The sequence below is a fragment of the Saccharopolyspora rosea genome (genome assembly GCF_025643595.1).
Lineage (GTDB): Bacteria > Actinomycetota > Actinomycetes > Mycobacteriales > Pseudonocardiaceae > Saccharopolyspora > Saccharopolyspora rosea.
The window spans coordinates 2,636,593-2,651,122 of the sequence record NZ_CP102826.1 but is presented as its reverse complement, the minus strand read 5'-3'; the positions used below and the strand labels follow the sequence as shown (position 1 = coordinate 2,651,122).

Genomic DNA, 14,530 nt, shown 5'->3' with positions numbered 1-14,530 from the left:
AATGCGCCGTTGAGCGGTGCCGGAGCAGCCGTCCCGCCTTCCGACCGACGGGATTGAGAGGTCCACGGGGCCGAATGGCGGACGCGGTCACTGCGCGTTGCTCTCCCGGACCTCATCGTCCGGGCGCGGGAGCACCAGCTCGGCGGGCAGGCGGCGGGACAGGTAGCGCGCGTATCCCATCGGGAGCGCACACCCCGCCAGCAGCACCACGAGCAGCAGCGTCGGGTTGCCGAACCGGAAGAACAGGCTGCTCAGCAGCGGGCCGCCCACCAGGCCGACCGACATCGCCCACTGGTAGGCCGCGTTGTAGCGGCCCCGGACGGATTCGTCGGCCAGCTCGTTGACCATGGTCGGCAGCGACGGCGCGATGAGCACCTCGCCGAGCGCGAACACCGCGACCCCGGCGATCACGAGCAGTTCCGCGCCGGTGCCGGAAACGGCGGTGGCCGCCAGGACCAGGCACCAGCACAACGCCCAGCACGCCGCGATACCGCCGATCAGGCGGGTGCGCGGCACGTTCGCCAGCCGGGTGAGCACGACGAACTGCCCGACCACGACCACGGCGGTGTTCCCCACGAACGCCCACGCCATCGTGCGCGGATCCAGTTCGGACACCGAGACGATCGCGGGGATCGTCGACTCGAACTGGCCGTAGCCGAACAGCATGAGCACGCAGGTGAACGCCAGCAGGTGCAGCAGTTCCGGGCGGGCCGAGGCACCGGCGAGGACGTTCCGGACACCCGCCCTGGCAGCTCCGTCCACAGCGGACAGACCGTCGCGCGTGGCGAACCACAGCACGCATCCCACGAGCACGAACGAGCCGGCGTCCAGCAGGTAGAGGAGTTCGAAAACCCCGGGCGTCCGGGTCGACACGACGATGCCCGCGAGCACCCCGCCCAGCCCGACGCCCAGGTTGAGGCCGATGAAGTTGCAGCCCAACGCCACCGTGCGCTGCCGCCCCGAGGTGTTGCGGGACAGCGACGTCGTCCACACCGTGGCGAGCCCGCCGTACCCGGCTCCGTGCAGCCCGGCGGCCAGCGCCGCGACCGGGACCGAGTGGGTCCAGGCGAAGCAGGCCGACCCGGCGGCGCTCAGACCCGCCGCGACCGCGGCGGCGGTGCGCAGCGACACGTGGTCGGTGAGCCATCCGCTCAACGGCGCGCCCACCAGCGACGCCGCGGCGAACACCGCCACCACCGACGTCGCCGAACCGACGTCGATCCCGCGCACCTCGGTCAGGTAGATCACCAGGAACGGCTGGACGAGTCCGCTCCCCAACGAGCTGACGAAGTTGCCGACCAGCAGGACGCGGGTGCGCACCGGCAGCAGCGCGACGAAACCCGACCGACTTCTCACCATGCAGCCCCCGGGAAAGATCAGTACCTCGCGGACCCGCGCCTCCCCCCGCCGGCCGCGCGATCCCGGCGGACGCTACCACGTGTGCGGGGCGACGCGCTCCGGTTCGACGCCCACCAACTCACCCGCGTGGGGCGGAAATCCGAGTTCCTGCCGGAGGTAGAAGTCCTCCGGGACGCTGAATCGCTGCAACCGGACCTCGCCGTCCACCTCGGTGCGGTGGTAGTACACCAGCCCGTCCTCGGCCGCGCGCAGCATCGCCATGGCCGCGACGCGCGGTTCGGCGGACAGGTTGGGCCCGGAGCTGTGGATCAGCGCTTGGTCCATCACGACGACCTGGCCGCGTGCGCACGGCACCGGCACGAGGTGCTTCCCGCGGATGCGCTCGGCCTGGTCCTCGTAGGCGAAGGGCATCCCGGGCGACCGCGGGTTGCGGTTGACCAGGTGGCTGCCGGGCAGCGCTTCCAGGCACCCGTTCCGCTCGTCGACGTCGCACAGCGGGACCCACAGCGTCAACCCGGTCCGGTTGGCGTCGTAGGGGACCATGGTGATGTCCTGGTGCAACTGCAGGGCCGTGGTGTCGGCCGGGGCCTTCACCCCGAAACCCGCGCAGTACTGGCGGTAGGAGATCAGCGACGTGGCGACGACGCCCGCGAGCGCGGCGCCGATCCGGTCGTGCACCGCGGTCCGGTGCCGCGTCGCGTTCCGCATCGCCAACGTCCCGGCGAACCGCCGCGACCGGTAGTGGCGCTCGTGCTCGGCGTAGAAGTCGCCGAGCGCGCGGAGTTCGTCGTCGGGGACGCGGGCGTCGAGCACCACGTACCCGTCGCGGGCGAACGCCTCCTGCTGCTCGGGCGAGGTGAACGAGGGTCGGTCGAAAACGGCTTCCTGTTCCATGCGGCCACCTCGATTCGGCATGGCACCGGTCGGTGCGGTTGTCGCGCCAGGGCGGATCCCTAGACGTCGGTGTCCTTCGTGGCCGGGACCGTCAGTTCCTTGACGCACGTCGCGGGTGACAGCGACAGCACGCAACGCACCAGCGCGACGATGTCGTCGACCGGCATCCGCGCGCCGCCGTGGCGCTCGACGGCCGTCTCCGGCTCCCCCAGCGGCACGTCGGTGGCCATGGAACCCGGGCTCAGGCAGGTGACGCGGACGTTCGCCGGGCGGAAGTGCTCGCGCAGCGAGTGCGCGGCGCCGCGGACCCCGAACTTGGCCGCCGTGTAACCGACTCCCGAGGACCCCTCGTTCTCCAGACCGCAGGTGGATCCGATGAGGACGATGTTCCCGCCGCCGCGCACGATGTTGTGGTGCAGCGCGTGCGCGCTCTCCAGCAACGAGGTCAGGTTGACGTTGACGATCTCGCCGAGGAAGTCGCGCCGGACCCGGTCGAACCGGTCGCGCTCCCACACCCCCGCGTTGTAGACGAACGTGCGGATCGGTGCGTCGCCGATGTCGGCGAACAGCGACTCCCAGTCGTTGCCGGCAGTGGCGAGATCGCACCGGATCCAGTGCGCGTTCTCGTGCTGCCGCACCGGTTCCGGTTCCTGCCGGGACAACAGCCAGCAGCGGTCGTGGTCGGGGATCAGCGCTTCGGCCAGGGCCAGGCCGAGTCCGCGACTGGCCCCGGCGATCACAGCGTTCGTCATTGTCTTCCCGGTTCGAGTTCAGCCGTTGACGAGGGAGCGCAGCGTCGGCGAGACGACGGGTTCGTCGGCGGCGAACACCTCACCGTGCTCCTCCATGATCACGAAACCATCGTCCACCAGCCCCAGCGCCTTGTCCAGCAACACGCCGAGCCGGGGCTCCCCGTAGGACTCGACGCCGACCAGAACCCGTTGGCGGTACTGCGGATTCCGGGTGAAGCGGGTGCTGGCGTGGGTGTGCACGATGCTCTTGATGTGCGGTCGCCGCGACAGCAGCACGGCCGCCTCGACCGAGTCGGACGAGGGCAGGTAGCTGCCCCGGTAGTGCAACGTGTTGGTCCGCTCGTCGTAGTGCTCGACGAAGGCCACCCGGCGCAGGTCCAGGTCGTCCTTGTACGTCTTCGTCGCGGTGATGTAGAAGCCGCTGCCGTCCTCGGCCCGGATCGCGAAGTAGCCGTCGGAGGGCGAACGGTGGTAGAGCCGGTGCTCGCCGAACAGTTCCGAAGCCCGCCGGAAGAACTCGGCCGCGCCGAAGGGCAGCGCGACCGGGTTGCGGTCGAGGTTGGCGGGGCGGTACTTCACGCGGACGCTGTCGCAGATCGAGTTGTCCACGATCTTGTCGTCCGGGACGACCATGCGCCCGTCGTCGGCGGCGGCCGGTCGCAGGAAGTTGATGCGGTCCTCGGACAGCGCCTTGTAGTGCTCGATCCGCTCCGCGTGCGAGAGCATCGCTTCCACGTCCGGGTAGTTGAACGCGATGGAGATCACCGAGTAGTGCCCCAGCGCTTCGGCGCAGAGCCGTTGCAGCAGCTGCTCGTCGAACTCCCCGTCGCACAGCACGAGCAGCAACCGGTGCGCGAAACCGGGTTTCTCGTCGGTGAACGCGGATTCGGGGTCGACTTCGGCGAACGTGAAGCCGTAGCGCTCGCTGGCCCGGCGGATCCGCGACGCCAGTGCCGGGAAGGTCGGCCAGTTCCGGTAGTCGACGAGGCGGACGCACACCTGGTCCGGGCGCAACGCGCACGAGTAGTCGTACATCTGGCACTACCCCTTTCTCAGGATGACCGGGGTGGACTCGGGGAAGGCGCAGCGCAGATCTTCGTCCACAACGGACAGACCAGCCCGTTCGGCGAGCCGGCGGACCGACGCGGCGCTGTGGATGTGCTCGACGGACGCGAAGCGGGACGTGCTCCGGCCGGACGTCGGGTGGTCGGTTTCGATCCGCACCGGCATCTCCACGACGTAGTCGTCCGCCGACCAGACCACCCGGCCGTCGGGCCAGTAGCACTCGATGCGCGTGCCGTCCGCGAGCGTGGCCGTGCGCGCCTGGATGCCCAGGTCGTGCAGGCCGCCCGCGACAGCGCTGACGTCGTGCAGCTCGAACACCGCCACCCCGCCGGGGCGCAGCAGGTCGCGGAGTTCCCGCAGCAGGCGCTCCACGTCACCGACGCCGAGGTACCCGGCGGAGTACCGGGACACCAGGGCGCAGTCGAAGTGCTCGGCCGGAAGCGTCGCGGACAGGTCGTCGGGCACGGCGCACACGTGGTACCGGCCGGCGTCCGGGAAACCGCGCGCCAGCGCGACTTCCCGCATCGAGCGGCTCGCGTCGACCGCCGACACCAGCCAGCCCCGCCGCCCCGCCTCGACGGCGTGGTAGGCCGGACCGGCGAACAGGTCGAGCAGCGCCCGGGGTCCGCCAGGGGGCGCGCACAGCGACTCCAGCGCCCCGACCTGCGCGGCGAAGTCGCGGTCGTCGGCGATGGCGGCGTAGACCTCGGCCCACTCGTGGTAGCAATCCTCGATCGGTGCCCGCATGGCGCCTCACGCCGGGATGGCGTCGAGCCAGTACTCGTCGTCCTCGACGCGCGCGGACTGACCGCTGTAGTCCATCGCGCTGGCGTGGTCCTCGTAGGTCTCCAGGTGGCGGTGCGAGGCGGGCAGGTCCGAGTAGTACCGGAAGATCTTCTGGTACAGCTCCTCGCGGGCCGCCGGCAGCGTGTCCAGCGTCAGCTCGCCGCTCTCGAACCTGTCGAGGTATTCCCGCATCACGCGCAGGCAGAACGGCGTCAGGCCGTGGAACCACCGGTCCAGCGCGGGACGTTCGTCCGCGGTGGCGTGGTCGCGGTGCAGGTTCAGCTTGACGAGCTTCTTGGACCACTCGTAGGACAGCAGCCGGTAGATCTCCATCAGGGGTTCGAGGTTGGCGTCGAACACCGTCTCCGAGATCGGCTGCTCCTTCTGCCGCAGGTCGTGGATCATGTACGTCTTGTCCGACAGCGTGCGGCTGACGCCCTCGCGCACCTTCCGCCGCCCCTTCCAGTCGCTTTCGAAGGAGAAGGTGAACGACGGGATCCCCAGCAGCCGGGGCTTGTCCCGGACGAGGCCCTCGACGGCGTCGAGGTTGGTCCGGATGGTCTGCGTCGAGGTGTTCCGGTTGAACACGATGAAGCTGAGGTTGGCGTAGATGTCGCGCGCTTCGAGGTGCTGCACGGCCGACACGATCTGCTCGGCGCGCAGGGTCTTGTTCAGCGCGTCGAGGTCGGCCTGGGCGAACGACTCGGCACCGACGAAGACCTGCACCAGGCCGGCCCGCTTGAGCAGGTCGAACCGGTCGAAGGCGAGCAGCGTGTCGGCGCGCGCGTAGATCTTGAACCGGATCTTCGGCAGTTCCGCCGCGATGCGCTCCAGCAGTTCGGCCTTGGCCGGGAACAACGACTCGTCCTTGCCGAGGAATTCGGAGTCGTAGAAGACGAAGTTGCGGATGCCCATGTCGCAGTAGGCCCGCAGGTCGGCGAGGATCGCCTCGTTCGGCCGGACCTGCCACCGCTTGTCGTAGTTCTTGCCCTGGTTGATGAAGCAGAAGGTGCAGCCGAAGTGGCAGCCGCGGGTGGTCTCCAACGTGCCGCGGGCGCGCCGGACCTGGTAGTCGTCGAGCCGGAGCCGCTGGATGTAGGGCCGGGCGGTCAGTCCGGACTCGAAATCCGGGCCGTCGTCGGGAAGTCCCAGCTCGGCCGCCAGCCGCCGTTCGCTGTGCTCCACCAGCGCGACGTTGTCCGGCCAGTCGGTGAACCGGCGCAGTCGGGCGACCTGGCCGTAGATCCAGACCTTCGCGTCGCGCCCGCTGAGGTGCCGGACGATCCGGCGGACGTAGTGCGTGTTCTCCCCGGTCTCCCGGATCGCGAGGACGTAGTGGTCGTAGGACTTCGCGAGCACGTCGTCGAGCGTGGTGCCGCGTTCCAGGTGGAAGTCGTGGATGTCGTAGTCGTGGAACCCGACGGAATCGAAGTACCCGGTCAGGTACGTGATGATGGGTTCCTCCTGGACGTTGAGGACGCTGTACCGGTATTGGAAAGGGGCACGGATGATGCAGACCGATGTGGACATGAGGTGCGACCTTCTCCGTTGTCAGAGCCTGTCGTTGAACTCGTTGCGCGTGGCGGTGCCGGTTGCGGGACCGTTCACCGGGAAAAAGCGGCTCCGCCGCTTGCCACGCCCCTTGCGGAGACAGGTTCAATGCCAGGCACTCGGGTTCCCCGGATGTGAGCGTGGAGACGCCCGTGGGCGTCTCCACACCGTTCTGCGTCACGGGACGATGGCTTCGTCGACGAAGATGTCTTCGACGGTGCCCGCCTGGTCGAACTGCGTCGATTCCATTCCAGCTACCTCCCTTCCCTTTCCGGGTCAGCCGACAGCGCCCGGTTTCCGCGGAGGCACGGATGCTTCCCGGTCCGACGACGCCGCCGAACCGCGTTGCGCGGCAGATCCACAGGCTAACCATCCGCCATGCGGAAATGTAAGAGCACGAACTGCTCCTGGCGAATTCCCGAAGTTGTTGCCACTGTTTTGCGGCAGTCGGACCACTCGGGCCTGGTCTGAACCCCCGCACGGTGAAGCCCTCGCGGCCCAGCAGGGCGAGAACACCACGTCCGACCGATTGCCGAGCAGCGCCGGGAATTGCTACGCAGGCGGAAACAGCGCGAAAAAACGCGTCCGGTCGACGTTTCCGAGACGTCGACCGGACGCATCGAACCCCGCGGTACGCGTGGCGGCACGCGCTTTCCTCGCGGGGAAGGGAAAACGATTCAGCCCAGGGGCCGAAAAGACCGTCACCGACGCCGCGGATGCGGCGCCGGCGAACGGATCAGCGGGGCACGACGGTGCTGTTGGGCGTTGTCGGTGCGTGTTCAGAGGTTGGGGTAGAGGGGGAAGTTGGTGGCCAGTGTTTCCACGCGGCCACGCAGCTTGGTCGCGGTGGTGTCGTCGTAGTCGGGTTTGAGGGCTTCGGCGATGATGTCGGCGACCTCGGTGAATTCGCCCGCGCCGAAGCCGCGGGTGGCCAGGGCGGGGGTGCCGATGCGCAGGCCGGAGGTCACCATCGGCGGCCGGGGGTCGTTGGGCACGGCGTTGCGGTTGACGGTGATGCCGATCTCGTGCAGCCGGTCCTCGGCCTGCCGGCCGTCCAACCGCGAGTCGCGCAGGTCGACCAGCACCAGGTGCACGTCGGTGCCGCCGGAGACCAGCCGCACCCCGGCGGCGCGGGCGTCATCGGCCGACAGCCGGTCGGCCAGGATCCGGGCGCCCTCGACGGTGCGGCGCTGCCGGTCGGTGAACTCGGGGAAGCGGCGATCTTGAACGCCACCGCCTTGCCCGCGATCACGTGCTCCAGCGGCCCGCCCTGCTGGCCGGGGAACACCGCGGAGTTGAACTTCTTGGCGAACTCCTCATCACCGGACAGGATCACCCCGCCCCGCGGCCCGCCCAGGGTCTTGTGGGTGGTGGTGGTGACCACGTGGGCGTGCGGCACCGGGTTCGGGTGCAGCCCGGCGGCCACCAGCCCGGCGAAGTGCGCCATGTCCACCATCAGATACGCCCCGACCTCGTCGGCGATCTCGCGGAACCGGGCGAAGTCCAGCTGCCGCGGGTAGGCCGACCACCCGGCGATGATCATCCTGGGCCGGTGCTCACGGGCCAGCCGGGCGACCTCGTCCATGTCCACCCGGTGGTCGTCATCGCGCACGTGGTAGGGCACCACGTTGTACAGCTTGCCGGAGAAGTTGATCCGCATCCCGTGCGTGAGGTGCCCACCATGGGCCAGATCCAGCCCCATGATCGTGTCACCCGGCTTGAGCAACGCGAACATCGCCGCCGCGTTGGCCTGCGCACCCGAATGCGGCTGCACGTTCGCGAACGACGCCCCGAACAGGTCCTTGACCCGCTGGATCGCCAACCGCTCCACCACATCCACGTGCTCGCAACCACCGTAGTAGCGCTTGCCCGGATACCCCTCGGCGTACTTGTTCGTCAGAACCGACCCCTGCGCCTGCAACACCGCCTGCGGCGCGAAGTTCTCCGACGCGATCATCTCCAACGTCGACTGCTGGCGGCCGAGCTCGGCGCCCACCGCCGCCGCCACCTCCGCATCCACCACAGCCAACTCATCGTTGAACAGGTCGCCGCCCGTCATCGCCTTCCCTCCTACCGCCGTCGTCACCGCGCCGCTCCGTCCGAAGTGGACTCGATCCGCTCGCGCACCCACTCGTGGAAGGCACCGATGTGGTGCTCGCTGGGCACCAGCACCCCGCCGTTGGCGTAGGAGCGGGATCCCATGGCCAGCTGGCAGCGCTCGCAGGCGTCGAAGTCCTGCTGGTTGACCCGGTGGAACAGCTCGACGGAGCGGGACAGGTCCTGTCCGGATTCCACGACCTCGGGCAGGTACAGCCAGTCGCAGTCGACGAGCGTCCGCTCCGGCGTGAGCGGGAACATCCGGTGCAGGATCACGTGGTCGGGCACCAGGTTGACGAACACCTGCGGCCGCACGGTGATGGCGTAGTACCGGCGGTCCTGGTGCTCGCCGACGCCCGGGATGCGCTGCACGCCCTCGCTCCCGTCCACTGTGAACCCCTGCACGTCGGAGCCGAACTCCGCGCCGTGGCCGACGTAGTACTGCGCGGCGAAGCCGTCGGCGAACTCCGGCAGCACCTCGGTCAGCTCCGGGTGGATGGTCGCGCAGTGGTAGCACTCCATGAAGTTCTCGATGATCTGCTTCCAGTTCGCCTTGACGTCGTAGCGGATCCGCTTGCCCAGCTTCAGCGAGGCGACGTCGTAGGCGTCGATCTCCCCCTCGTCGCCGAGCCGCGCGGAGACGTCGGCGATCACGGTGTCCTCGAAGGACGGTGGTTCGTCGGCCAGGCACACCCAGGCGTAGCCGAGCCACTCGCGCAGGTGCAGCCGGTGCAGGCCGTACTCCGAGCGGTCCACGTCGGGCATGCCCTGCAGGTTGGGCGCGGCGATCAGCTTGCCGTCCAGGCCGTAGGTCCAGGCGTGGTAGGGGCACTGGAGCGAGCGCTTGACCTCGCCCTGCTCCTCGGTGCACAGCCGGGCACCGCGGTGCCGGCAGACGTTGAGGAAGGCGTTCAGCCTGCCGCCGCGGTCGCGGGCGACGAGCACGCTCTCCCGTCCGATCTGGACGGTCTGGAACGCGCCGGGCTTGTCCAGGTCGTCGCAGCGCACGGCGCAGAACCACATCGACTCGAAGATCCGCGACTGCTCCAGGGCGAAGATCGCGGGGTCGGTGTAGTGCTGGCCGGGCAGGGTCGCCATCAGGCTGGCGGGCAGCTCCGTTGCGGTCATGGTCGCGCACCTCACTGGTGATCTCGGGCCGGTCGTCGGACTCGTCGTGCGCGGCGGTGCCGGTGGCGGACGCACTCATCGCTCCACCGGGGGCACCGCCGGGTGGAAGGCAGGAGTTCAGCGGCGGATTCGGGACATGTCGGGGTCGAACAGCGGCTCCTGGGCGACGGTCGCCGGGAGCTTCTCGGCGAAGTACTCCACCGCCACGCGGGTTCCGGGCACCGCCGCCTCGGCGGGCAACCAGGCGTAGGCGATCGAGCGGTCCAGCGTGTAGCCGTAGGCCGCGCTGGTGACGTACCCGGCGACGGCCCCGTCGACGTGGACCGGCTCGCTGCCCATCACCACGTGCTCGCGGTGGTCCATCAGCAGCGGGACCAGACGCCGCTCCGGCTCCTCCGGCAGCGCGGCGAGCGCCGCCCTGCCCAGGAAATCGCCCTTGTCCATGCGGACGGCGAACCCGACGCCCGCCTCGTACGGGGTGTGCTCGGCGGTCATGTCCGCGCCCCACGCCCGGTAGCCCTTCTCCAGCCGGAGGCTGTTGAAGGCGCTGCGCCCGGCCGCGACGACGCCGAGGTCCTGACCGGCCTCCCACAGCGAGTCCCACAGCCTGAGGCCGACGTCGGCGTCGGCGTAGATCTCCCAGCCGAGTTCGCCGACGTAGGACACCCGCATCGCGGTGACCGGCACACCGGCCACGCGGGCCCGGCGCACCCGGAAGAACCCGAAGCCCTCGTGCGAGAAGTCGTCGCGGCTCAGCGGCTGCACCAGGTCGCGGGCCAGCGGCCCCCAGACGCCGACGCAGCAGGTGCCGGCGGTGATGTCGCGGACGTGCACGTCGTCCGGCGCGTGGCGCCGCAGCCAGACGAGGTCGACGGTGCCGTTGACACCGAGCTGGAAGTGCTGCTCGGACAGCCGCGCCACGGTCACGTCGCTGCGGACCCCGCCGTTGTCGTCCAGCAGCAGGGTGTAGGTGACCGCGCCGGGTTTGCGGTTGACGTTCCCGGTGGTCATCCGTTGCAGGAACGCTGCCGCTCCCGGTCCGGAGACCTCCAGCCGCTTCAGCGGTGTCATGTCGTACATCGCCACGCGTTCGCGCGTCGCCCGGGCCTCGGCTGCGGCGATGGGCGACCAGAACCGGGACGCCCACTCGCCGCGTTCGGGCAGGTCGAGGCCCTCGGCGAGTCCGGCGTTGGCCTCGTACCAGTGCGGCCGCTCCCAGCCGCCGGACTCCAGGAAGAACGCGCCGAGCTCGCGCTGCCGCGGGTGGAACGGGCTGGTGCGCACGCCCCGGGGTTCGCCGGCGGGCTGCAACGGGTGCAGCACGTCGTAGACCTCGACGAACGCCCGGCAGGAGCGCTGGAAGACGAAGTCGGGGTCGCGCTGGACGTCTTCGAAGCGGTGCAGGTCGCACTCGTGCACGTCGGTCGACGGGGCGCCGTCGACGAGCCATTCGGCCACCGCCCGGGCCACGCCCGCGGAGTGCGTGACCCACACGGCCTCGGCCGAGAAGAACCCGGCGACCTCGTGGGATTCCCCGAGCAGCGGCATGCCGTCCGGGGTGAACGACATGATCCCGTTGAACCCCTCGTCGACCTTGGTGTCGCCCAGCGCGGGCAGCAGGTCCCGGGCGTCCTGCCACGACTCCTCGAAGTCCTCCTGGGTGAACTCCAGCATCGACGGCATGACCGGGGCCTCGCCCGGGGCGAGCACCTCGTCGAGGTCGACGGGCATCGGCCGGTGCCGGTAGGAGCCGATGCCCAACCGGTCGCCGTGCTCCCGGAAGTACAGGTCGGCGTCCTGGTGGCGCAGGATGGGCCGGCGCACCTCCGGCGTCGCGTCGAAGTCGGCCAGCGGCGTGGTCTTCGCGTACTGGTGGGCCATCGGCAGCATCGGCAGTTCCAGGCCGACCATCCGGCCGATCCGCGGGCCCCACAGCCCGGCGGCGGAGACGACCACGTCGGCCGGGAAGGTCCCGTGGTCGGTCACCACGCCGCGCACCCGGCCGCCGCTCTCCTCGACGCCCACCACGGTGTGGTGGGCGAGGAACCGGGCGCCGCGGGCGATGGCGCGCCGGGCCTGCGCCTCGCAGGCCCGCAGCGCCTTGGCCAGGCCGTCGTCCGGGGTGTGGAACCCGCCGAGCACGCGCTCGCGGTCGACGGACGGCCACAGGGCGGTGCACTCCTCGGGGCTGAGCAGGTGCGAGCGGACGCCCCACGAGGAGGCCAGCCCGTGCTTGCGCTGGAGGTCGTGCCACCGCTGCGGGGTGGTGGCGAGTTCGAGGCCGCCGACGGGCAGGAAGCACGGCAGCCCGTCCAGTTCCAGCCCCCGGAACTTGCGGACCGTGTACTCGGCGAACTCGGTCATGGTCTTGGACGCGTTGGTCCGGAACACCAGGCCCGGCGCGTGCGAGCTCGAACCGCCGGTGGCGAACAGCGGTCCCTGCTCGACGACCGTGACGTCGGTCCAGCCGCGCTCGGTGAGCTCGTCGGCGAGCGAGCAGCCCACGATGCCGGCTCCGATGATGACCACTCGGGGAGGTGGGGCGGAAGGGGACACCGGAGTTCGTCCTCTCAGACGATGTGGAACGGGAACGGAGTGGGAGCTTTCAGTGCTGGGCCAGTGAGTGCCTACCTTGAACGGGCTTTTCGGTAAGCGGCGTCAGCCGCTTTCTCTTTCGGCGAGCGGTCTCGCCACTTGCACCGCCGCGGGTTCTCAGCGGTCGTCTCGCGAGGACAGCCCCTCCGCCGTGTATTGGGCATACATCAGGAGGGGCTCCCGGAGCCGGTGTGGCTGTGGCGCGCAGCGCCTCGTTGGGGGGTGGTGGTCGGGTGACGGGCGGGCCGCTGAGGTTCCGCTCCCGGCACCGCCACCCAAAACGAGTCCAACAACAGATCTTTCAGTGGCCGCGGGTGATCCAGTCTTGTAGGTGCGGCACCTCGGCCCCGATGGTCGTGGACGGACCGTGTCCGGTGTGGACGGTGGTGGCGGGGTCCAGGGTCAGCAGTCGGTCCGAGATCGACCGGATGATCGTCGGGAAGTCGCTGAAGGACCTGCCGGTGGCACCGGGTCCGCCGGAGAACAGCGTGTCGCCGGAGAACAGCAGGCCCTCGGCGGCCGCGTGCAGGCACACGCTGCCCCAGGTGTGCCCGGGGGTGTGCAGCACGTGGAGGTCCACGCCGCCGACGGTGAGGACCTCGCCGTCGGACAGCGTGCCGTCGGGTTCGCGGTCGCCGTGCACCGCGTCCCACAGCGGGCGGTCCTGGGGGTGCAGCAGCACCGGGGCGCCCACCTTGTCCGCAAGCTCGACGGCCCCGTTGATGTGGTCGTTGTGCCCGTGGGTGCACACGATCGCGACGACGTCGCGGCCGTCGACCGCCTCCAGCACCGGCGCGATCTCGTGGGCGGGGTCGACGACCAGCACGCGGGCGTCGTCGCCGATCAGCCAGACGTTGTTGTCCACCTCGAACTCGCCGCCGTCCAGGGCGAACACCCCGGAGGTGCGCACCAGGTCCACGCGCGCGGTCATCACAGCACCACCACCGAGCGCAGCACCTCGCCGCGGTGCATCTTGTCGAAGGCCGCCTCGACCTCGTCCAGCCGGATCCGTTCGGTGACGAACTCGGCGAGGTCGATGCGCCCCTGCCGGTGCAGGTCGACGAGTTCGGGGAAGTCCCGTTCGGGCAGGCAGTCGCCGTACCAGGAGGACTTGACCGCGCCGCCGCGGGAGAAGACGTCGATCAGCGGCAGTTCCAGCTCCATGTCCGGGGTGGGCACGCCGACCAGCACGACGGTGCCCGCGAGGTCGCGCGCGTAGAAGGCCTGTCGGAACGTCTCCGGGCGGCCGACCGCGTCGATCACCACGTCGGCGCCGAATCCGCCGGTGAGCGAGCGGATCGCGGTCACCGGGTCGGCGTTGCGGGCGTCGACCAGGTCGGTGGCGCCGAACCGCTCCGACGCGCGGAGTTTGGCCGGGTCGATGTCCACGGCGATGATCCGCCGCGCCCCGGCCAGTTCGGCTCCGCCGATGGCTGCGCAGCCGACCCCGCCGCAGCCGATCACGGCCACGGTGTCGCCGCGGCGGACCGGTGCGGTGTTCATCGCCGCTCCCATCCCGGCCATCACGCCGCAGCCGAGCAGTCCGGCGACCTCGGGTTCGACGTCCGGGCTCACCTTGGTGCACTGCCCGGCGGCCACCAGCGTCCGCTCCGCGAACGCGCCGATGCCCAGCGCGGGCGACAGCGGCGTGCCGTCGGTGAGCCGCATCGGCTGGGTGGCGTTGCGGGTGTCGAAGCAGTACTGCGGGCGGCCCCGGCGGCACGCCCGGCAGCGCCCGCACACGGCGCGCCAGTTCAGCACGACGAAGTCCCCCTCGGCGAGGTCGGTGACGCCCTCGCCGACGGCGGCGACGCCCCCGGCGGCCTCGTGGCCCAGCAGGAACGGGAACTCGTCGTTGATCCCGCCTTCCCGGTAGTGCAGGTCGGTGTGGCACACGCCGCAGGCGCGCACCTGCACCACGGCCTCGCCCGGTCCCGGGTCCGGGACCACGATGTCGACCACCTCCACCGGCGCGCCCATCTTGCGCGCCACCACACCGCGGACCTGTTCAGGCACAGGAGGATCTCCTCTTCGAGCGCTGGTCGGATGTCGCAACGACAGCGGTGCGCCCGCCACCCCGATGAGTTGCGCAATGCACACCGCGTTGCTTGATGCGAGACACGATGGATCGCGGGATCGGATGCTGTCAAGAGGACGCCGAGGATTTACCGGGCGGTAGCTTCCAGCGCCGATCTGGGCACCACTTTCCTTGTTACAGCAGGGAAAACATTGGCTAATCAACCTCTTGACGATCAGCCGGTCCACGTGGTTCCGTTGCGCATTGCAATACCTGTTCTGTTATC

General features: G+C 70.0%; 10 protein-coding genes and 1 pseudogene. All 11 read right to left on the bottom strand.

What is annotated here, in order from left to right; genetic code table 11:
* Positions 1-87: 87 nt before the first annotated feature.
* The 11 genes and pseudogenes from NV263_RS12315 to NV263_RS12265 all read right to left on the bottom strand — a co-directional run bounded on the left by NV263_RS12315 (position 88) and on the right by NV263_RS12265 (position 14,243).
* Positions 88-1,359: an MFS transporter gene (locus tag NV263_RS12315; protein WP_263253148.1), complete on the bottom strand. Its 1,272-nt coding sequence runs from the start codon at positions 1,357-1,359 to the stop codon at positions 88-90.
* A gap of 72 nt (positions 1,360-1,431) precedes the next feature.
* The gene (locus NV263_RS12310; protein WP_263253146.1) at positions 1,432-2,253 is read right to left on the bottom strand and encodes a phytanoyl-CoA dioxygenase family protein; all 822 of its coding nucleotides are present in this window, start codon (positions 2,251-2,253) and stop codon (positions 1,432-1,434) included.
* Positions 2,254-2,312: 59 nt separating this feature from the next.
* Positions 2,313-3,005: an SDR family oxidoreductase gene (locus NV263_RS12305; RefSeq protein WP_263253145.1), complete on the bottom strand. Its 693-nt coding sequence runs from the start codon at positions 3,003-3,005 to the stop codon at positions 2,313-2,315.
* A gap of 18 nt (positions 3,006-3,023) precedes the next feature.
* Complete coding sequence (locus NV263_RS12300; RefSeq protein ID WP_263253144.1) at positions 3,024-4,040, bottom strand: hypothetical protein; 1,017 nt, start codon at positions 4,038-4,040, stop codon at positions 3,024-3,026.
* A 6-nt stretch (positions 4,041-4,046) separates the two neighbouring features.
* The gene (locus NV263_RS12295) at positions 4,047-4,817 is read right to left on the bottom strand and encodes a methyltransferase domain-containing protein (RefSeq protein WP_263253143.1); all 771 of its coding nucleotides are present in this window, start codon (positions 4,815-4,817) and stop codon (positions 4,047-4,049) included.
* 6 nt (positions 4,818-4,823) lie between these two features.
* On the bottom strand, positions 4,824-6,386 hold the full coding sequence (locus NV263_RS12290) for a B12-binding domain-containing radical SAM protein (RefSeq protein ID WP_263253142.1): 1,563 nt from the start codon (positions 6,384-6,386) through the stop codon (positions 4,824-4,826).
* An 800-nt stretch (positions 6,387-7,186) separates the two neighbouring features.
* Positions 7,187-8,466 (bottom strand): annotated as a pseudogene (glyA, locus tag NV263_RS12285) (serine hydroxymethyltransferase).
* A 23-nt stretch (positions 8,467-8,489) separates the two neighbouring features.
* Complete coding sequence (locus NV263_RS12280; RefSeq protein ID WP_263253140.1) at positions 8,490-9,632, bottom strand: aromatic ring-hydroxylating oxygenase subunit alpha; 1,143 nt, start codon at positions 9,630-9,632, stop codon at positions 8,490-8,492.
* Positions 9,633-9,749: 117 nt separating this feature from the next.
* Positions 9,750-12,161, bottom strand: a complete 2,412-nt coding sequence (locus NV263_RS12275; protein WP_263253138.1) for a GcvT family protein — start codon at positions 12,159-12,161, stop codon at positions 9,750-9,752.
* Between the two features lie 367 nt (positions 12,162-12,528).
* Positions 12,529-13,158 carry an MBL fold metallo-hydrolase gene (locus NV263_RS12270; protein WP_263253136.1) on the bottom strand — a complete coding sequence of 210 codons (630 nt, stop codon included), beginning with the start codon at positions 13,156-13,158 and terminating at the stop codon, positions 12,529-12,531.
* Complete coding sequence (locus tag NV263_RS12265) at positions 13,158-14,243, bottom strand: S-(hydroxymethyl)mycothiol dehydrogenase (protein ID WP_263253135.1); 1,086 nt, start codon at positions 14,241-14,243, stop codon at positions 13,158-13,160. Before NV263_RS12265 ends, NV263_RS12270 begins: the two co-directional genes overlap by 1 nt.
* Positions 14,244-14,530 lie beyond the last annotated feature (287 nt).

Coding starts and splice junctions, on each gene's coding strand:
- NV263_RS12300 (WP_263253144.1), bottom strand. CDS start 4,040: ATGTACGACTACTCGTGCGCGTTGCGCCCGGACCAGGTGTGCGTCCGC.
- NV263_RS12305 (WP_263253145.1), bottom strand. CDS start 3,005: ATGACGAACGCTGTGATCGCCGGGGCCAGTCGCGGACTCGGCCTGGCC.
- NV263_RS12280 (WP_263253140.1), bottom strand. CDS start 9,632: ATGACCGCAACGGAGCTGCCCGCCAGCCTGATGGCGACCCTGCCCGGC.
- NV263_RS12295 (WP_263253143.1), bottom strand. CDS start 4,817: ATGCGGGCACCGATCGAGGATTGCTACCACGAGTGGGCCGAGGTCTAC.
- NV263_RS12290 (WP_263253142.1), bottom strand. CDS start 6,386: ATGTCCACATCGGTCTGCATCATCCGTGCCCCTTTCCAATACCGGTAC.
- NV263_RS12315 (WP_263253148.1), bottom strand. CDS start 1,359: ATGGTGAGAAGTCGGTCGGGTTTCGTCGCGCTGCTGCCGGTGCGCACC.
- NV263_RS12270 (WP_263253136.1), bottom strand. CDS start 13,158: ATGACCGCGCGCGTGGACCTGGTGCGCACCTCCGGGGTGTTCGCCCTG.
- NV263_RS12310 (WP_263253146.1), bottom strand. CDS start 2,253: ATGGAACAGGAAGCCGTTTTCGACCGACCCTCGTTCACCTCGCCCGAG.